At 45.5% G+C, this 19,913-nt stretch carries 20 protein-coding genes; 18 read left to right on the top strand and 2 right to left on the bottom strand.

Annotated features, from left to right (window positions below; genetic code table 11):
* Positions 1–20: 20 nt before the first annotated feature.
* The 14 genes from J2Z69_RS14675 (at position 21) to J2Z69_RS14610 (ending at position 15,785) form a co-directional block, all read left to right on the top strand.
* Positions 21–1,358, top strand: a complete 1,338-nt coding sequence (locus J2Z69_RS14675) for a nucleotide sugar dehydrogenase (protein WP_209864175.1) — start codon at positions 21–23, stop codon at positions 1,356–1,358.
* 15 nt (positions 1,359–1,373) lie between these two features.
* Positions 1,374–1,967 (top strand): acyltransferase, encoded by a 594-nt coding sequence (locus tag J2Z69_RS14670; protein WP_209864172.1) that lies wholly within the window; start codon positions 1,374–1,376, stop codon positions 1,965–1,967.
* A 2-nt stretch (positions 1,968–1,969) separates the two neighbouring features.
* Positions 1,970–3,091, top strand: a complete 1,122-nt coding sequence (locus J2Z69_RS14665; RefSeq protein WP_245339314.1) for a DegT/DnrJ/EryC1/StrS family aminotransferase — start codon at positions 1,970–1,972, stop codon at positions 3,089–3,091.
* The gene (locus J2Z69_RS14660) at positions 3,063–4,409 is read left to right on the top strand and encodes a lipopolysaccharide biosynthesis protein (RefSeq protein ID WP_209864169.1); all 1,347 of its coding nucleotides are present in this window, start codon (positions 3,063–3,065) and stop codon (positions 4,407–4,409) included. The genes J2Z69_RS14665 and J2Z69_RS14660 overlap by 29 nt, the downstream gene beginning before the upstream one ends.
* 7 nt (positions 4,410–4,416) lie before the next feature.
* The gene (locus J2Z69_RS14655) at positions 4,417–5,829 is read left to right on the top strand and encodes a polysaccharide deacetylase family protein (protein WP_209864166.1); all 1,413 of its coding nucleotides are present in this window, start codon (positions 4,417–4,419) and stop codon (positions 5,827–5,829) included.
* Complete coding sequence (locus J2Z69_RS14650; protein WP_209864164.1) at positions 5,826–7,070, top strand: glycosyltransferase; 1,245 nt, start codon at positions 5,826–5,828, stop codon at positions 7,068–7,070. The genes J2Z69_RS14655 and J2Z69_RS14650 overlap by 4 nt, the downstream gene beginning before the upstream one ends.
* Entirely contained in the window at positions 7,067–8,344 is a 1,278-nt protein-coding gene (locus tag J2Z69_RS14645) for an O-antigen ligase family protein (protein ID WP_209864162.1), read from the top strand. The genes J2Z69_RS14650 and J2Z69_RS14645 overlap by 4 nt, the downstream gene beginning before the upstream one ends.
* The gene (locus J2Z69_RS14640; protein WP_209864159.1) at positions 8,310–9,431 is read left to right on the top strand and encodes a glycosyltransferase; all 1,122 of its coding nucleotides are present in this window, start codon (positions 8,310–8,312) and stop codon (positions 9,429–9,431) included. Before J2Z69_RS14645 ends, J2Z69_RS14640 begins: the two co-directional genes overlap by 35 nt.
* A complete protein-coding gene (locus J2Z69_RS14635) occupies positions 9,397–10,569 on the top strand; it encodes a glycosyltransferase family 4 protein (RefSeq protein WP_209864156.1) in 1,173 nt (390 codons plus the stop codon). Before J2Z69_RS14640 ends, J2Z69_RS14635 begins: the two co-directional genes overlap by 35 nt.
* Entirely contained in the window at positions 10,566–11,945 is a 1,380-nt protein-coding gene (locus J2Z69_RS14630) for a sugar transferase (protein WP_209864152.1), read from the top strand. The genes J2Z69_RS14635 and J2Z69_RS14630 overlap by 4 nt, the downstream gene beginning before the upstream one ends.
* 45 nt (positions 11,946–11,990) lie before the next feature.
* Complete coding sequence (locus J2Z69_RS14625; RefSeq protein ID WP_245339313.1) at positions 11,991–12,977, top strand: LCP family protein; 987 nt, start codon at positions 11,991–11,993, stop codon at positions 12,975–12,977.
* A gap of 88 nt (positions 12,978–13,065) precedes the next feature.
* Complete coding sequence (locus J2Z69_RS14620; protein ID WP_209864149.1) at positions 13,066–14,016, top strand: NAD-dependent epimerase/dehydratase family protein; 951 nt, start codon at positions 13,066–13,068, stop codon at positions 14,014–14,016.
* Between the two features lie 362 nt (positions 14,017–14,378).
* The gene (locus J2Z69_RS14615) at positions 14,379–15,083 is read left to right on the top strand and encodes a Na-translocating system protein MpsC family protein (protein ID WP_209864146.1); all 705 of its coding nucleotides are present in this window, start codon (positions 14,379–14,381) and stop codon (positions 15,081–15,083) included.
* 183 nt (positions 15,084–15,266) lie between these two features.
* Positions 15,267–15,785, top strand: a complete 519-nt coding sequence (locus tag J2Z69_RS14610; protein WP_209864144.1) for a hypothetical protein — start codon at positions 15,267–15,269, stop codon at positions 15,783–15,785.
* A gap of 75 nt (positions 15,786–15,860) precedes the next feature.
* Here J2Z69_RS14610 and J2Z69_RS14605 read toward each other — a convergent pair whose 3' ends face one another.
* On the bottom strand, positions 15,861–16,373 hold the full coding sequence (locus J2Z69_RS14605; protein WP_245339312.1) for a cupin domain-containing protein: 513 nt from the start codon (positions 16,371–16,373) through the stop codon (positions 15,861–15,863).
* A gap of 112 nt (positions 16,374–16,485) precedes the next feature.
* On the opposite strand from J2Z69_RS14605, the gene J2Z69_RS14600 reads away from it, so the two are divergent.
* The 4 genes from J2Z69_RS14600 to J2Z69_RS14585 all read left to right on the top strand — a co-directional run bounded on the left by J2Z69_RS14600 (position 16,486) and on the right by J2Z69_RS14585 (position 19,566).
* Entirely contained in the window at positions 16,486–16,695 is a 210-nt protein-coding gene (locus J2Z69_RS14600; protein WP_209864140.1) for a DUF378 domain-containing protein, read from the top strand.
* A gap of 572 nt (positions 16,696–17,267) precedes the next feature.
* Positions 17,268–17,714, top strand: a complete 447-nt coding sequence (locus tag J2Z69_RS14595) for a DUF1641 domain-containing protein (protein ID WP_209864138.1) — start codon at positions 17,268–17,270, stop codon at positions 17,712–17,714.
* Positions 17,715–17,741: 27 nt separating this feature from the next.
* Positions 17,742–18,923 (top strand): NAD(P)/FAD-dependent oxidoreductase, encoded by a 1,182-nt coding sequence (locus J2Z69_RS14590; RefSeq protein ID WP_209864136.1) that lies wholly within the window; start codon positions 17,742–17,744, stop codon positions 18,921–18,923.
* A gap of 166 nt (positions 18,924–19,089) precedes the next feature.
* The gene (locus J2Z69_RS14585) at positions 19,090–19,566 is read left to right on the top strand and encodes a hypothetical protein (RefSeq protein WP_209864132.1); all 477 of its coding nucleotides are present in this window, start codon (positions 19,090–19,092) and stop codon (positions 19,564–19,566) included.
* Here the strand turns inward: J2Z69_RS14585 and J2Z69_RS14580 are convergent.
* Positions 19,563–19,877 carry a hypothetical protein gene (locus tag J2Z69_RS14580; RefSeq protein ID WP_209864128.1) on the bottom strand — a complete coding sequence of 105 codons (315 nt, stop codon included), beginning with the start codon at positions 19,875–19,877 and terminating at the stop codon, positions 19,563–19,565. The two genes, J2Z69_RS14585 and J2Z69_RS14580, sit on opposite strands and share 4 nt — an antisense overlap.
* Positions 19,878–19,913: the final 36 nt, after the last annotated feature.

Below are 19,913 nucleotides of genomic sequence, written 5' to 3'. Positions count from 1 at the left end.
CGAGGAAATGGGGGATACGGATGCCGAGAGAATCGCTTACCATTCGGGATTATAAAACAGAACTTATGGAGAAAATGCTCAACCGAACCGCCGTCATAGGCGTCATTGGGCTAGGTTATGTGGGCTTGCCGCTTGCGGTAGAGAAAGCCAAGGCAGGGTTCAAAGTTATTGGACTGGATGTGCAGACTAGCCGAACAGATATGGTGAACCAAGGCTTCAATTATATCGGTGATGTAGTAGACGAAGATTTACGGGACATTGTAGATAGAGGTCAGCTTAGGGCAACTACGGATTATTCTTGTTTGTCTGAGGTAGATGCAGTCACGATCTGTGTACCTACCCCGTTAGATACCTATCAGCAGCCCGACACAAGTTATGTGGAAGCCTCAACGCAAGAGATTGCTAAATATCTTCATGCGGGCATGCTCGTTGTATTGGAAAGTACAACGTATCCGGGGACGACTGAGGAATTAGTGAGACCTATTCTGGAGTCAACGGGGCTATCCTGTGGAACGGAATACTTTTTGGCCTATTCCCCAGAGCGAGTAGATCCTGGCAACAAGCAGTACAACACGAAGAATACACCTAAAGTTGTTGGCGGGGTGACGCCGAATTGTTCATTGGTAGCCCAGACGCTCTATTCGGAAGTTTTGGATGGACGCGTCCATGCAGTCTCTAGTCCCTCGATTGCAGAGATGGAGAAAATCTATGAGAATACGTTCCGCCATATTAACATCGCCCTAGCTAATGAAATGGCCATCTTATGTAGTCGTATGGGCATTGACGTATGGGAAGTGATCGATGCAGCGAAGACCAAGCCTTATGGATTCATGGCGTTCTACCCAGGTCCAGGACTTGGGGGTCACTGTATTCCCATCGATCCCTTCTATTTGACTTGGAAGGCCAGAGAATATAACTACCATACAAGGCTAATTGAACTTGCCGGAGAGATTAACAATAGCATGCCTGAATATGTAGTCCAGCGGATGAGTGATATTTTGAATGACCGCGGGCTACCGATTCGAGGATCAATAATTTATTTGCTTGGCGTAGCCTACAAAAAAGATATTGATGATTACCGGGAATCTCCCGTACTGCAAATCATTAAGTACCTTGAGGATCGGGGTGCACAAGTATGGATTAGTGATCCTCACATCCCGAATTTTCGGAGCAAAGGCCAAGATTACGAGAGTGTGGACCTATCTGTAGAGCGCTTAGACAAAGCAGACCTGACCGTCATTACTACAGATCATACTGCCTTTAATTATGCCATGATCTCTAAATATTGCTCTTATGTATTCGATACGCGAAACGCATTGCGGCACTTGGAGAAACCACAGCATTATTATTTGCTCTAATCAGGGGGAATGATCATGAATTATGAAGCTCATCCTTCGGCCATTGTTGATGTAGGCGCAAGGATCGGAAAGGGAACGAAAATTTGGCATTTTGCTCACATTTCAGGAAGAGCTGTCATTGGTGAAGGCTGTAGTCTAGGTCAGAACGTATTTATTGCTAATGATGTGCAGATTGGAAGCCGAGTGAAAATTCAGAACAATGTATCTGTGTATGAAGGGGTCGAGTTAGAGGATGAAGTGTTCTGCGGTCCCAGCATGGTATTCACTAACGTACGCACGCCTAGATCTGCTTTTCCTAGAAATACAAGTGCAGACTATCATAAAACATTAGTTCAGCATGGAGCATCTATCGGCGCTAACGCCACGATTGTATGCGGGGTTACGATTGGACCGTGGGCTATGATTGCGGCTGGTGCTGTGGTGCACCGGGATGTTGCGCCTTATGCCCTCATGGCAGGTGTACCGGCGCGGCAAATCGGATGGGTCTGCGAATGCGGCGCAACACTACAGATTGTGAACGAAACAGCGGAGTGCAGGGATTGTACGAGAACGTATGAAAAGCAAGGATCACAGATCATTCGTCGGTGGATTACAAAGGAGGTATTTTAATTTTGGAACAGCCTGTAATTTTCAATCGTATTCCCGTATTGGATCTAGGGAAAGAAGTGGAAGAGCTTAAACCTCAGATCCTATCTGCCCTCACGGAAGTCCTCGATAAAGGTGCATTCATCATGGGAGAGAATGTCACTCGCTTCGAAGAGGAAGCTGCTTCTTACTTAGGCGTTAGGCATGCCGTTGCTCTGAATTCAGGAACAGATGCTTTGGTTCTGGCTTTGCTTGCCGTAGGTGTTGGGCCCGGGGACGAAGTCATCGTGCCTCCATTTACCTTTTTTGCAACAGCAGAAGCGGTTAGTCAAGTTGGAGCTACGCCTGTCTTTGCTGATGTGAATGCCCATGATTTCAATATCAATATAGCCTCTATAGAGGAACATATCTCAGCTAGAACCAAGGCTATCATTCCCGTTCATTTATTCGGTCAACCGGCCGATCTGGATGACCTACGCCGCCTTGCCGATGCGCATCAGCTTCTCATCATTGAAGATACGGCGCAGGCCTTTGGTGCGGAATACAAAGGACAGAAAGTTAGCGGGTTGGGAGACATCGGTACGCTATCCTTTTTTCCATCCAAAAATCTTGGGACATACGGGGATGGCGGAATGCTCGTTACGAATAGGGCAGATTATGCAGACAAGGTTCGTAAGCTTCGAGCACACGGCTCTACCAAGAAATACTTCAATGAAATGGTCGGATACAATTCACGTCTGGATGAGATGCAAGCGGCTATACTCAGAGTGAAGTTACCTTATGTTACAGGTTGGAATGAAGCACGGCGGCGAGTGGCTGATGTGTATCAGCAGCAACTTAAGGGAATATCTGGCCTACTTCTACCCCAAGAGAACAAGGATACCATGCATGTATATCATCAGTTCACGCTTCGCGTTCAGGAAGGAAGACGCGATGAGCTGAAGACAGCACTGGACCAGAAGGGAATTAGCACCGTTATCTATTATCCTTTGCCCGTTCACAAGCTTCCTGTGTATGCCCATTTGAATCTCGTGCTGCCTGTGTCCGAGCAATTGTCCAGTGAGGTTTTATCCTTGCCGATGGGTCCCTATTTAGATAACGAAGTACAGGAGTATGTATGTGAATCTATTATTGAAGCTCTTCGGTAAACATCGCATGAAAGAGTACTTGAGGAAGCTGGTTCTGGATAAATTCCTCCGTAATGTGCTGGTATTGACGGGGGGGACGTTATTTAGCCAGATCATCATACTTGCTACGCTCCCTTGGATAACCCGCCTTTATACGCCTGCGGAATATGGATCTTATTCAATCTATTTGTCCATCATGGGCATGCTGCTGATGCTGGTCTCCTTGTCTTATGAGAATGCCATCACCTTGCCAGAAGATGATTCTACAGCTTCCAGTGTGCTGGGCTTATGCCTGCTGATCTGTTCAGGGGTGAGTATCGTTAGTGGGCTTGCTATCTTTATTTTCCAGCAGCCCTTATCGATATGGCTCCAAGATCGAAATTTACCTCATTATTCGCTTCTGTTTGCGTTAAGCCTTTTTGGTGCGGGGTGTTACCAGATCCTGAATTACTGGCTTATTCGCAAAAAACATTTTCGCAGACTCTCTAGAACTAGATATTCACAAAGTATAGGGCAAGTGTCCTCCCAGATCGCGCTCAGCTTTGTTCACCTCGGACCGCTTGGCCTCATGATTGGAGATGTCATTGGCAAATACGGGGGGCTGATCTCCCAATGGACGCAGTGGAAAAAGGACATGAAAGAGACTTCCACCCAGCTCAAGTGGACGGATCTGCGGGAGAGTGCTTATCGATATCGGAGATTTCCGCTACTCTCCATGGCATCGAATCTACTAAATAGCATCGCCATTTATGTGCCTACCCTTTGGCTGGCTTATGCGTATGGCGTGCATGTGGCAGGTTGGTTCGCCTTAGGGCAGCGTATCCTCGGTTCACCGATGACTTTAATCATGAGTTCCATACGAAATGTATATCTAGCGGAATCATCAGAACTTATGATTCAGTCGCCAGCGAAGTTATTTCCGCTCTTTCGTAAGACGGTAATCCATGTATTTTTGCTGGGGCTTATCATCATGGCGATCTTTTTCATATTGGGTCCGATGGCATTCGCCTTCTTTTTCGGGGACGCATGGCGTGAATCCGGAGAGATCATTCGTATTCTAGCTGTCATGTATCTAGCTCAATTTGTAGCCAATGCGGTGGGAACTACGATTGATGTTATGGAAAGACAAGATCTGCATCTCTATCGTGAGGTAATCAGAACTCTAATTGTTATCGGGGCTTTATTTGCTGCTTGGTACACCGGACAGTCAGCACATACAGCGATGCTTTGGTTCAGTCTGGCCTCCACTGCAGGTTATGGACTTCATTTAGGCTTATCTTGGTGGTCTGTGCGCAAGTATACGGATGCACCAGCCAAATTTGTAGAGGAACGGGGTTAAATGGGCCATGTTGATATTGAAATCCCCCTTGGTGCGCAGAGCAGAACGAGAATATATTTACCGAGTGTTGTTGGAGGAATTTATCGGTATTGAATTCGACATTCAGTTCGAAGATCGCGAGGATATTCAGCTCATGCAAGTGGGCTGCTCTATGGATGTCGAGCTTATCCTTAGTGATATATTCCTAAGCCAGCCTACGGAGGATTGGCTTACTCGGCGATCCCTTCCCGCGCTTCCGCTGGACACCGTCCAAGATCACAAGGGGGAAGATCTTCCCGTACTTTTTGGATGCAAAAATACAGAGGGAGTCTATATGGATCTGAACGAAAGTGAAGGGTCCTTATATTGCGGAGTGGACCTATTCGGAAGCTCATTTTTTATGCTAACTCGGTATGAGGAGGAGGTGCTGCCCGATCGGGATTCGCATGGACGGTTCCCGGCTAGGGCATCTATAGCAAGTCGAGCAGGAATTCTGATGCGTCCGATAGTGAATGAATACACCGAGTTGCTAAAATTTCTCATTCACAGATGTTGGCCACAGATTCCGATGCGTACCCGACTCATGCGGCGGCTTGTGAGTCATGACGTAGACTCTGCTTATTATCACTATGGCCGTAGCCGCCTTCAGATAGTAAAGGAGATTGCGGGCGATGTGCTGCGCCGACATGATGCACAAGCAGGGTGGAAGAAGGCGGGCGTGATGACACGGTCCCGTCTAGAGGTGACGGGCGATCCTTTCGATACTTATGATTGGTTGATGGATCTTAGTGAACAACAAGGTCTCCAGAGCGCATTTTATTTCATTACAGAACAGACTCAGTCGGGCATCGATGGGAATTACAGTCTAGAGGACCCTCACATCCGTCAATTAATGAGGAGAATTCATGCGCGAGGTCACGAAATTGGACTGCATCCCACCTATCATGCTTATCTAAATTCGGAAAGCATTGCTAGTCAGTTCAAGCAGCTCTTGAAAGTGGCAGAAGAGGAGCAAATTCACCAGTCTGTCTGGGGTGGACGTCAGCATTATCTAAGATGGAAGCCCGCAACATGGCAGCACTGGGAAGATGCGGGGCTGCAATATGATAGCTCCTTGGCTTATGCAGAATGGGCAGGTTTCCGCTGCGGCGTATGCTATGAATTCCCGGTATTTAACTTGCAGACTCGACAGACCTTGAAGCTGAGAGAAAGACCGTTAATTGTGATGGAACAATCCATCCTCCATCCACAATATATGGGGCTTGCCGGAGATGAAGCATGGCAGATGATTCAGCGGTTATATCAAGTCTGTGAGCAATATCAAGGGGATTTCACCTTACTATGGCATAACAGTCAGCTTGTGCGATCGGCCGATCGCTCCCTATATCGTTCCTGTCTAGAACAGCTACACTCTCCCAATGAGAAGGTGGATATATTGTGAAGATCGCATATTTAATTCACTGGAATGAAGGCGAGAGTAGTGGAGTATTCAAAAAGGTTGTGCATCAAGTAGAGGAATGGCACCGCTGTGGACATGAGGTCGGACTGTTCGTATTCACGCATACGGACGGATCAGATTGGAGCCATGCTATAGGGGATGTCCAAGTGAAGGTTCAGACCTATACGAGCGGTGTCGCAAGGTTGCTGCAGTTCCGTAGACTCGCCGATCAAATCCGGGCTTGGACCCCGGACGTGGTATACCATCGATTCGATCTATATTACTTCGGTCTCCCTACTCTGCTGAAGCAGTTTCCTTCTGTGCTAGAAATCAACACCAATGATCTCACAGAAATGAAGATGGAGAGGCGCCTCGGATATCTATATCATCGCTGGACTAGAGGATACGTGCTTAAGGCAGCCAAGGGAGTTGTCTTTGTCAGTCGTGAACTTGCGCACGAGAAGCAGTTCAGCCGTTATGTGAAAGATCGGAAGGTGATTGGTAATGGGATTAGCTTGCGGCAGTTCCTGAGGGTGCATAGTTCACCGCTGCCAAGTTCCACAGATCTAAATCCCATAGAACAAGCCACAGAACAACCCATTTATGCGGAAGAGAACACGACTACCACACCCATACCCACAGGACCTTTTAACATAATCTCAGAAGAATCTGAGTCTACAACAACTACCCTTCATTCGAATGCCAACACACCGACGATCCGATTCGTATTTATTGGAACGCCCGGCCAGTCCTGGCACGGCATTGATTCTATTGGCGCCTTAGCTCAGGCCAAACCAGAATGGTACTTTGATATTATTGGTACCGATGCTCGTGAGATGAAAGGGCCCCCACCTTCCAATATGCACTTTCATGGGCTCCTGTCTCGATCGGAATATCAACCTTTATTGTCCCGAGCAGATATTGCTATAGGAACTTTAGCTCTATATCGCAAACAGATGAAAGAGGCCTCTCCCCTCAAAGTACGTGAGTATTTGGCGAATGGTCTGCCTGTTATTACGGCTTACGAGGATACGGATTTTCCTCGCCCCGTGCCTTTTATACTTACGCTGCCGAATGGACCTGGCAATACTCGCTTAGGCCTTGAACGTATTGAAGCCTTCGTGAAGCAATGGAAAGGATACAAGGTGGACCGTTCCCTTATCCATCACTTGGATACCCGTGTCAAAGAAGAGGAACGACTCCAGTATATGGCGTATATCCGAGAGCTTGAGGTGCGGCGATGAACCCCGAAGTACTGCTACTTTTGATCCTTGCTGTCATCATGTTGGTATTTGCCGCGCAGTGTGTACTTCAACTTGGCCTAAAAGTAGATGCTGGTTTTGTGCTAGGATACAGTGTTTTTTTTGATGCTTTTGGATTTTTCTTTCGGCAATTCATCCCGGGATACACTCTCATTCTCTTAGTAGTCGCACCCATTCTAATTGTACTGATAGCTTTTTTTCAGAAGCCAACACGCGCACTGGACTTGTTCAGCAATGGAGGCATATGGCTATGGGCTGCTTTCTTCGCTTACGTCATGTTGTCCTTCTCTTGGGCTTCTGTAGCTTCTGCGGGGCTGTCTCAAGAAATGATGCTAATAGCGAGAGCCGTCATTCCTGGCATTTATACGTATATTGTCTACAAAAAATACTATCGTCTGTCCTGGACAATCGTAGCTATATTCGGGCTTATCTATGCAGTGATTCATCTGACCTTTGGGATTTATCCCGACGAGTATCCAGGAAGATTAACTTTACCGGGCGATAATCCTATTTTTAATGCGAGGCTTTCTCTGATTGCCGTTACGATAGCCTTATGGGGCCGCAAAATCCCTTGGTATGTACGCATTCCCGTGATTGGGGTGGGATTATATTCCGCGCTCGCTACCCAGTCTAGAGGTCCAGTGGCTGCATTTCTCATAGCTACGTTGAGTGTAGCTCTTCTTCATCTATGGAAGCTATACCGCAAGGCGGGGATCCAGCCGTTCAAACGTTATCTTCCGCTAGGTATTGTAGTCGTCGTGTTGATGGGTACGGCTGTGGCACTATTCACAGGTCCACTCCAAGATGCGGTAGCGGGGAGCCGATTTACCGTGTTGTTCAGCGCGAATCAGCTTCAAGGGGACGATAATTTTCTAGGGCGTGTAGATTTACAAATGAAGGCTATAGATGAATTTCAGCAACATCCGTTTTTCGGACTGGGTATCGGCGGGATTACTCCTCCTGTAAAGAGTGAATTCCCTCATAATATCCTGCTGGAGCTCGGTAGCGAACTTGGGATTATGGGTCTCTTCCTGTGGTTATTGGCCTTGTTGTATACCTTATGGACCGTTCGGAAGCAAGGAGTTCTTCTGGTTCTACTCCTTCAGACTGTCGGCTGTGCCATGATTAGCGGTGATTTTGGCTACAACTTCGAATACATGTTGCTTGCGTTCGTGGCGCTGGTCTTTGTACCGAAGAGAAGAAAGGAAGGAGGCGGACGCCGTGAAAAAAATTCTATTTCTCTTAACAGGGCTTGATTATGCAGGGGCAGAAAATCAGGTGGTCCAGTTGTGTAGAGCGCTTAGAGCAAGGAATTATACCGTTCATCTCATTAGCATGGTCCGTCCTTCAGCCTATATCGATGAGCTAGAAGAAATGGATGTGAACATACAGACTCTACACATGCGCAAAGGAATTGCCGATCCCCGAGCCATCTTTCGCTTAAAGCGAATGATTGTAGATTATAGACCCGATGTGATTCATAGCCATATGGTGCATGCTAATCTCCTCGCACGTCTGACGCGGGTATTCGTGCACATCCCCCTTCTGATTTGTACTGCACATAGTATTAATGAGGGGGGCGTATTACGGAATCTTTTATATCGGATGACCGATCCATTCTGTGATCTAACCACTAATGTGAGTCAAGAGGCTGTGAATCGTTATATTGAAATTAAAGCAGCGCCCGAGCACAAAATTGTATATATGCCTAATGGTATCAACATGGAGCGGTTTATTCGGAGCGAAGAAGATGGACAATCGATTCGAGAAGAGTTGCAGCTTGGAGAGGGGTTCATCTGGACCGCGGCGGGCCGTCTAGCTCCGGAGAAAGATTATGAGACGATGTTAAAAGCTTTTGCACAGGTACTTCTGAAGTTCCCAGACAGCAAACTACTTATTGCAGGCATAGGCCCTTTACGTGGAGCTCTAGAGGAACTATGTCATATCCTAGAGATTGCGCCCTCGGTGAGATTTTTAGGTATCCGTTCCGATATCTCCAGACTAATGAGCGTAGCCGATGCTTATGTACTGTCTTCTAAATGGGAGGGGCTGCCTATGGTACTACTAGAAGCATCAGCAAGCAGTCTACCCATAGTAGCTACCGATGTCGGGGGCAATAGAGAGGTGGTAAGGGAAGGAATTAACGGATACTTGGCGCCGGCAGGTCATCCTGAAAGTCTAGCGGTATGTATGCTTAGAATGATGGCCCATTCTTCTAGTACCTTAGCCGAGATGGGGCGTGCAGGCAGGGAATATGTAAGCCGTACTTATAATATAAATACCATTGTTGAACGATGGGAGCGAATATATGAGCAAGAAGACATCCGACCGCTCAGTTCCTGAACAAGTAGCCTATATTGCCACGGTCTATTCACATCTGGCGGCTTTCCATCTTCCCTTTATGGAGGACTTAAAGCATTCTGGATATGTCGTGCATGCCTATGCAGGGCAGGATGAGCGCAAAGCTGCTGTGCAAGAAGCAGGATTTGAATGTAGAGACCTCTCGTTCAGTCGTAGACCTTTTGCTCTTGGAAATATGAAAGCTCTTATCCAGCTGGTGCGAGTATTCCGAAAGGAACCCTATCAGCTTATTCATGTGCATACTCCTAATGCAGGAGTGATTACCCGAATCGCGGCCTGCTTAGCTGGAGCTAAGAACGTCGTGTATACAGCGCACGGCTTTCATTTTCAGCGGGGCGGGTCGCTGCTAGGTTGGCTGATCTACTATCCGGTCGAATGGATGATGGCACTCTGTACCGACCGCTTAATTACGATTAATAGTGAAGATGATCAGCAGGCTAAGCGGTTCCCGGTCCGTGGTCGATGCGTCTATATGCCGGGCGGAGTTGGAGTAGATACGCATGCTTTTGCTGAGACGCTAGGAGATGAAGATCGTTGGGCTACAAGCACATTTACTATCTTGTGCGCCGCTGAACTGAATTGCAATAAGAATCAGCAGCAGCTTATTCGCAGTCTGCATGAGTTGATCCATACCATGAATATCCCCGCGCGCCTTCAGTTAGCTGGAACTGGGCCAGAGGAAGACAATTACCGGAGATTGGCCATAGAACTTGGTGTAGAAGATCACGTCGATTTTCTAGGATTTCGCCATGATATTCCCAAGCTTTTGGCGGCTGCGGACTGTCTTGCCCTTGTCTCTCACCGGGAAGGACTGCCTAAGGTTCTGTTAGAGGGATTAAGCGCGGGCAAACCTCTAGTAGTGACCGATGTCCGTGGAAGCCGGGACCTTGTTACTAGTGGCGAGAACGGCTGGGTTGTTCCGAAGGATGATGTGCAGGCTACAACCGCAGCATTACAGATTTTGTACGCAGACATTTCATTACGCAAGCGTATGGGACACAGCAGTAGAGAAAGAGCAGAGGCATACAATCTTCAATCCATGCGAAGCCGAATGCAAGCACTGTATAACGAACTCGTGGGGTTCTCTGCGAGGGAAAGAGGAGATGCAGGCAACCCATGATCAAATTATTTCGATTGAGAGGCTGGAAAGCGGCCGTTTTGCTACTGGACTGCCTTTTTGTATATTCGAGCTATTATGCAGCTTATCGAATCTACTTTCAGGGCTTAATTCCTGCGCAGGAATGGAGCTCATTTTTAGAGGATGGACCTTGGCTGGGTATACTGACCGTCATCACCTATTATTTGTTTTGCTTGTATGATTTTGCAGGGAGACGTAAACCTGCGGTCTTTTTTCAAAATTTGATCTTAGCTCATGTCGCTTTCGTTGCGGAACTCATCTTCCTTAATTATTGGCTTCGTATTTTTATGCTCCCTAGAAGTGTGGTACTTATTGCTTTTGGATTGCAGTTAGCTCTTACATTCGGCTTACGCTTGTTAATGTTTTATGTTCAGTCTAGAGGACTTGGTCGCAAGAAGGCTATCTTTATACTTGGAGGAAATGAACCCGACCTTCGGATGCTAGAACCTTTTCGCGAGCAGGGAAAAGGTTGGTTCACCATTCAGCGAATTCTCACGCTGGCTGGTCAGACCTGGCAATCTACGATCCCTGAGGATGAGAAGTTGGATGTCGTAATTCTGTCCCCGAGCCTCTCTGCCACAGAAAAAACAGATATTCTCTACTGGGCAGGAAGACGAGGAATGGAGGTCCTTCTCATTCCAGATTTTTATGAGTTATCACTTGCCAATGCAGAGCCTCAACAGGTTGCTGATCTTCTAGTCTATTCCATCATGCCGCCGCATCTGACTCTGCTGGAGCGGATAATGAAGAGGATGCTAGACCTAGCGATATCCAGCTTATTACTCCTTGTAACTTCGCCTTTGCTCTTCTTCATGTGGATTTGCATCCCTCTCACTTCCAAAGGAAAAGCTCTTTTCTATCAAGAGCGTATTGGTCTGCATGGCAAACCCTTTCGTGTTATGAAATTTCGAAGCATGATCGATCAGGCAGAACTTAAGACCGGACCGATTCTTGCCTCAGCCAAAGACACGAGAGTGACACGACTAGGCCAATTTATTCGAACCACTCGATTGGATGAACTGCCTCAGCTCTTCAATGTGCTCACCGGTCATATGAGCTTAGTAGGCCCACGCCCAGAGCGTGAATTCTTCATTAACCAATTCCAGATGGAGTTACCGCATTATGCTTATCGCTTGATGGTGAAGCCGGGTCTAACGGGATTAGCTCAAGTAAAAGCAGGGTACGCAACTTCTGCCGCAGATAAACTTAGATATGACCTTATGTATATCAATAATTATTCACCCTTACTAGATCTTCGCATTCTATTCCAGACCATTATGGTCGTGCTTAGCCGAGAATCGTCCCGAGGCCTGCAATCATCTGCAAAGACCAACTCAGTGGAAATGGAGCAAATGTGATGAGAAATCCCATTCCCCTAACGGCAGAAAGGAGACTAGATACTCTTGCGTCGTTCTCGCAAAATCTTGCTTATTCTCTCCTCGGTCTTCATTTTATTTATCGCTACGGGCTACTTGATCTACTATAAACTTCAGCCTATACATCATTTCAGTACTGCTCCACTGCCTATTCTGGTCAAGCCTAATCACGATGCAGATTCTGAACCTTCTCCGAGTGTGCCTGATTCATCGCTGAGTGGAAGCGGTGCTACATCAACTTTGAAAGGTTCGGCTTTTAACCTACTTATCCTAGGTATTGATGCAAGAGATACAGAGAATTCGAGAACAGACGTCATTATGTTAGCTCATGTGGATATAGCACAAAGTACCGTTCATTTAATCTCTATTCCCAGAGATACACGGGTGAAGCTTCCTCAAGTGGGCTATACCAAGATCAATCATGCGCATGTGTTAGGTGAAATACAGGGGGGCAATCAAGCAGGGACGCAGGCTTCCCTGCAAGCCGTTAGTAATTTGTGTAACTGCACAATTAACTATTATGTGAAGACGAATTTTGTAGGATTTGAGCATTTTATCAATACTTTAGGTGGCATTAATGTCACGTTGCCCGCCCCAGTCAAACTTACTTATGCGCATATCACACTGCCCGCTGGAGATCAAAAGCTGAACGGAGATTTGGCCTTAAAGCTTGTGCAAGAGCGGCATTCATTAGGGGAAGGCGACAATGGAAGGCAAGAGAATCAGGCTCTGATGCTAAAAAGTATAGTCCATAGTCTTCTGCAACCGTCAAATATAGCCCGCTTCCCTTGGTTAGTTCAGCAAGCTAAGCAGGATCTTCTCGACACGAATTTGACGGATGCCGATATCATCAGTCTGTCTCTCTTAGCCAAGAATATGAATGCGCAGAGCATTCAATATGTTCAGATTCCTGGTCATAGTGGCAAATTCATGGATCCTCTAGTTCACAAAGAACTCTATTATTGGATTCCTAACGCCGCTGCATGGGCTGAAATTCGGTCGAAGGACCTGTAAGGACGATGGTAGGGTCGTGTCATATTTTCATGGACATCTTCATACATTTAATCGTAAAAGTATAAGAGAGAATGGGAGCGAAGATTCCATGAAAATCGTAGTCACAGGTGGAGCAGGATTCATAGGAAGGCATACTGTAGATAGACTGCTAGAACAGCAGCACGAAGTTATTGTCATTGACTGGCTAGATGAAGGCCGAAAAACCTATGAAGATCGACGTGTTCGTTTTTATCCAGCAGAATTGGGTTCAGAGAAAATCGGGGTCATTATTGCAAAGGAAAAGCCAGAATGCGTTATCCATTTGGCGGCACAAGTCAGCGTTCAGACGGCTCAGCAAGATCCCTTATTAGATGCCACACACAACATTATGAACACCATTCATTTGTTGAAGCAGTGTGTAGATAACCATGTGAGAAAGATCATTTTTTCCTCTTCGGCGGCAGTATACGGCAATCCCCAAAGACTTCCTATTGATGAACAGCATCCCGTTGATCCTTTATCCTTCTACGGGGTGTCTAAGCTTGTGTCTGAAATGTATATTCAGTCTTTCGCTGCTCAATATGAGCTGGATTATACTATTCTTAGATATGCTAATGTATATGGACCGGGGCAGACCATCAAGGGTGAAGGCGCAGTAGTGGCTTCCTTTGTGAGTCGCCTTGGGGCTGGGGAACGTCCAGTCATTTTTGGGGATGGTCTGAATACTCGGGATTTTATTTATGTGAAAGATGTAGCAGCAGCGAATGTGGCTGCCCTAACTTCGGGGTCCGGTCAGACGATGAATATTAGTACCAGACAACCATTAACCATTCAGGACTTACATCGCATGGTAAGTGAGATATGTAATTCAAGCCTTACTCCTACTTATCAAAAGTCAAAAGAAGGTGACATTCAGCACAGTCTCCTAGATGCAAGCCTGGCAAAGTCTTCCTTAAAATGGAGTCCGATGTACTCTATTTATGAAGGCCTTAAAGAGACTGTCGATGTGAGTATAGCGCAGGATCCCGTCGCCGTGTTAGGCGTGGGACTGAACGGTTGACTCTCTTTTTTTACGTATGGGATTGTGCTATAATATAGTAGATTGCAGGTAATGGTGGATGTCGATATCTGACCAAATAGCCTGCAATTTCCGAGGTAGACGGTGGAAGGCATCAACTATACATCATGCACGAATTCATATTATAAAGTGTCAGGTAAATGAATGAATCTATCTTAGGATAAAAGTCAATTTCATGGCCTAGCTTCTCTTTTTATAGGGATGTTAGGCCTTTTTGTTTTGCGATTTTGATCCGAGGAAGCAGGTAGGTAATGTTAGTTCAGCTTAGAACTAAGGGAGGGATAGGAGAGCTCCGTGAACTCGCGGCATGCCAGGCATGCAGCAGGTAATGGAGTCAACTACGAATGGAACAACTACAAGGTCAGCAGACGAATCAAGTAATCGCGAGCTTCATAGGGAAGCTCCTTAGAGAACATTTTGGCAAAGGTCCCGAATCCGTGATCGTATCGGCTCAGGATAGATATGCAACTGTACTTCTGAAGAATTTCCTGACCTCTTCAGAGCGGGTGTTACTATCCCAGAATCAAGATCTCATCATCCACCAGATGAGAGCTGCTATCATGAAGAATGTCATTCCTGAACTGTCCGAATACATTCGGGGGACGACAGATATTACACCCGAAGCAATCTACTATGATTGGAATCTCTCGAACAAGACAGGCATGTTAATCATAGTGTTTCCGACTCGAAATATTGAATTAGCCTCGGGAACTACTTTTTTGGGACAGCATGAGTTGGAGCAAGAAGTTATACGTGTAAGTGAGCAAGTTCAACGGGCACCTCGTAGTATTGCTTCCTATGAGCTGAATCCAAGAACCCTGCTTATAGTACGCACGGGTGTACTTACGGAACTTGAGCAGGAGCTGATCCATATGGAATTGGGTGACCTGTTAAAAAGTGTGAAAAGGAATTTAGAAAAAGGACTGTTAGTTAATGGAGTCTCCGCAGAACATGCCCTCCGAAGGCCGCTGTTAGAATGTTTCATCGATTGGGATTATGTACAGGATACTAGTATGATTGTATTGATTACTCAGCCGCCGTGTATTTAGCACGGTGGCTTTTTTTTAGTAACATTATCTTCATCGTCTGTAACATTATTGAGATTCAATTCCTGAGTTGAGCACATATAATTTAGGGGAAATAGCCATAAAGCGTTTGAAAAAATGTCAGTTGGTTATTCAACAGTATGTGTATATTCCTTTACTTAATAAAGAAACAGGCAGGGGTGCGTTATGAAGAAATTTAATTCGTCTTTATTCACTTTTTTAAGTCTAATCCTTATCTCCGTTTTTACGATGTCTCAAGTCGCGGCAGCGCAAGGCAGTGAACCGTCGAAAGCACAGACAAGAACGGTGTATATTCACAAAATGACTGCTTCTAACGGGACGACTTATCTTACAGTAGATCCGATTGGATGGTACATGGGCAAAGCCGCAGACCGCAAATTCAAAGAGCGTGATCCTAGAGGCTTCAAAGAATTGGGCGGCGCGTTAGATGGATATTACATTACCAATGACAGTACCAAAACGGTACGTTATCCTGTAGCCTCGAATGTGAAAGTCATGATGCAAATCTATGATCACACGGGTAAGCCCGCGGATATTCAGATACAATGGAATGAACATGTAACCTTTAACAAATTCAAATCGATATACCATAACAATAAGTTAATGGATGTAAAAACTTTTCCTTATCACATCACGATTAAGGATGGAAAAATTACTAAACTAACTCAACAATTTATTCCTTAATTGTAGTTATAATAAAAAAAGGAAGCTGCTCTTTGCAGCTTCCTTTTTTTATTTTCGCAATATCGCGCTTCTCTTCTAGCGCGAATTTTTCCAAAATTCAAAAACAGGTCCACTCCTGCCGAACATGGGATCTTGAAGGGGCAAGGGTACCTGCTTGATTCGCTGCATAGCAGCTTGAACTTCCTTTTCCGTACCCCCACTACAAGTATCGTAGGTCTGTCCATTTGGGTAGGCTCCTACCACACGGAAGTCTGGAGAAGCCCAGCATTTTTTGTGACCTGTACCCGCGGGTAAAAGTATTACATCTCCGGTTTCAACATTAAGCTTCTTCCCTTTTACGCCGCCTAACATCAGCTCGGCCCTACCCGAAAGTACACCGAGCACTTCGTGGCTATTGCTATGATAATGATGATAACTAAATACTCCATTCGTCCAGCTATTGAGCCATCCATTTTGGTTAAATATAGATTCGATCTGGGCCGGACATTCGCCAAAAACTCCCCGGACCCATAATACAGGCAACGTAGGGTGATTCGGAATGTCTCCACAGGCTTGAAAATATAGTGCTTCCACTAAAAAGTCAGTCAACTCTACTCCTCCGTTTCAAAAAATCAAGATGTGTAGTTTAAAACCTTTCCCATCGGGTTAAGATAAGGATTGAAGACGTATTTTCAATCCCCCGGAATAGGAGGCTATAAACATGAAAACTTTAGATGTAGTTGCTCTAGTGTTGTTGATCGTGGGCGGACTGAACTGGTTGCTCGTAGGATTATTCCAATATGATCTTGTAGCAAGTATTTTCGGCGGACAAGACGCCGGCATGTCCCGTGTAGTTTATGTGCTTGTCGGATTGTGTGCCCTTTACTCCATTAAATTTATCGCTGGAATTACTGAGCGCAACAGAGCATAGTAGATATACACAAATGATTATCCCTGAAGAGCCGCTTTTGTGCGGCTCTTTTTATTTTACAAAGATATGTGGAGAATACTATGCCACTCAATGGCAGGGGAAATAAGTAAATAGAACTTTTGTGGGCTTCTCAGAAAAGGAGCGCTTCATCTATCGTAATTTTTAGCTTGGTAACCTTTATTTAGGAAATGATCTCCTTTTTTCTCAGGAACGAATAGGTAGAAGTAAGTAAGGGAAATATACAGTATCGCTCAAAAATTCACAAAGTTTTAAATTTTCTTTTTCAGTTCGAGTCCAAAAGGTGTAATATAGAGTGTATAGAGTTCCGTTTCGGCCTGTTTAACTTCACGTCAAACGTCAAGACAAGGTGTCTTGTTCATTCTTTCACTACAGGCAGCGGCATGGTCCATTACTGGAGCAGCCCGTTTATCAGGGCTTTTTCGTATGCGAAGGGACATGAGTTTTCCCATGGATTCAGCGAGGCGGTCAAGTAGTGGACGTAATGGCAAGATTCTTTGCAGGTATGCCACCATCAACGGACTGCTAATTCAATGTAAAGGAGGAAGTTCCAAATGTCACAAACTTCTAATGAACAAGTTGCTCAAGAGGCAACAAATGCTCAATCCGTATCACCAGAATCTACCCAAGAGCTGCTAGATCAGTTGTTGAAGCCTGAGGTACAACATTCTCTTACCGTTCTTATTAATCATTTGCCAAAAATCACAGAGATGGTTAATGCATTGTCTGGTGCTTATGATTTGGCGCAAAGCGTAGCGAAAGATCCGGTGTTTGTCAATGATATGAAGCATGGTATCTCCGAATTTGCCACTCCTGTTATTGCTAAAGCTAAGGGTGTTGCTTCCGCAGCTATGGAAGCAAATGAGCGTGCCCAAGCAGATACGAGCACGATTGGCGTCTTTGGTTTGCTCAAAATTCTTAAAGATCCTAACGTACAAAAAACACTACGTTTCAGCCAAGCTTTCCTAGATACGCTGAATGACCGTCAAAAATTGCGTTAATATAGAAATCAGAACGGAGGAACGGATATGTCAAAACAAATTTTGATCTTGGGCGGCGGATATGGCGGATTGCTTAGCGCACTTACTGCACGTAATTATCTTGATGCGAATGAAGCAACGATCACAGTTGTGAATCGTTTTCCTACTCATCAAATTATTACGGAACTTCACCGTCTAGCAGCAGGGAATTTGAGTGAAAAGGCTGTAGCCCTTCCACTTGAGAAATTGTTGAAAGGCAAAAATGTGAACCTGATTGTAGATACGGTTCAACAAATTAAGCCGAACGAAAAACAAGTGCAATTAGGTAATGGCAACACATTGAAATATGATGCTTTGGTTATTGCTTTAGGTAGTGAGACTGCATTCTTTGGCATCCCAGGTCTGCAAGAGTATAGCTTCACGCTCAAATCCGTAGCAGATGCGAACAAAGTTCGTAATCACGTGGAAGAGCGCCTTAACAGCTACAAACAAACTAAAAACCCAGCAGACGCAACCTTTGTTATCGGTGGCGGCGGCTTAACAGGAGTTGAACTTGTTGGTGAATTTGCTGACGAACTTCCTGAGATCTGCCGTAAAAAAGGAATCGACTTCAGCGAAGTATCCTTATATTGCGTAGAAGCAGGTCCTTCCATCTTGGCGGGCTTCCCACCTGAATTGGTGGAGCGGGCTACAACAAGTCTGGAGAAGCGTGGCGTTCAGTTCGTAACAGGCGTGCCGATTACGGAAATGAAGCCAACTTCTGTCATCCTCAAAGATGGCCGCACCATTGAGACTTCTACACTTGTCTGGACGGGTGGCGTTCAAGGGAACTCGGTTGTTGCGGATTGTGGAATTGAAGTGAATCGTGGTCGCGCAAGCGTTACGGAAACATTGCAATCCACTTCGCACCCTGAAGTATTCCTTGCTGGCGATAGCGCTGTGGTTATTCCAAGTGAGGGCGCACGTCCTTACCCACCTACAGCACAATTGGCTTGGCAAATGGGTGAGACTGTTGGTTACAACTTGTCTGCACTCTTCAGAGGCGCGAAGCTATCCACATTTACACCTGTATTCTCCGGTACACTCGGAAGTCTGGGACGTAAAGACGGAATTGCCATGTTAGGTGCCAACCAAACGCGTCTAAAAGGAATGCCTGCTTCCATGATGAAAGAAGCAAGTAACATCCGTTACCTTGGACATATCCATGGTTTGTTCGCTCTAGCTTATTAATAGAACAGATCGGAATTGTTCTATATTGAACTAAAGACTGGGCATCATGCCCAGTCTTTTTTTGTATTTTCAGAAGAAAGTATGATATTACCATCCAGAACATACTTTGATTCGTCTCCACTTAGTGGTACATTAGGAAGTAAGGGTAAGGAGGTTGACTAATAGAATGTATACCAACAAACATGATGAGACACTACATATCATGACCTACACTTTAAACAGCGGAGTTAAAGGAACAGTGCCGTTGTCCGCCCGTCAGATCGTGGAATGGATGGAAAGCTACAAGAGCAATGCTAAGTTCGTAACCGAGATTGGTAAAGAATACTTTGGGCTAAACCCGGAGCTTGTCGCAGATTTTAAAGTACAGAATATATTCTCAAGCTATCGTGAAGTTATATTGCCTAAACAACAAGAAGTCTCTTATAACAGATTGTCCGAAGAGTTCAAGAAGAACTCTGTCTGGATTCACATTGACTGCAAATGCGGAACTGCCTATACAACAGAGTCGCCTTATTTTAGAACCAAGTGGTATTGTACGAAATGCAAAGAGATCGTCTTCTTAGATAAGAAGAAGCCCCCTGTCAAAACGAACAAGGGCGATGCTCACTATATGACGAATCGATATTTAGTTGAGCGAGATTAACGAGAGGCGTTGTTTTTTTCTCTACGTTGAATTTCCTCCGTAACGACAAAAGCTAAGTCTTCATTGCCGAACAAGGACAGCACGGATAGCAGGGTATCGTCATCAATGTCACCAGCTTCTTCTTTGGATACGGTGAGAGCGATGCCCTGTTCAAGTGCGACGTTCTCTTGTTGCTGCGGGTAAGCCCTAGCATATAAGGTATTGGGGTCTAGATCATGATTCACACACCACTGGGCAAAAATAAGGATCATCATATTTTCTTCCTGTTGATACTGGGCAATCACTTGTTTTTCAATTTCTTTTGGGTCCATAAGTATATCTCCCTTTATAATGAGTCATAATTAAGA

It is taken from the genome of Paenibacillus shirakamiensis (assembly GCF_017874255.1).
GTDB lineage: Bacteria > Bacillota > Bacilli > Paenibacillales > Paenibacillaceae > Fontibacillus > Fontibacillus shirakamiensis.
Note: the sequence above shows the minus strand (reverse complement) of the source record. Positions and strands in the feature narration are given on the sequence as shown.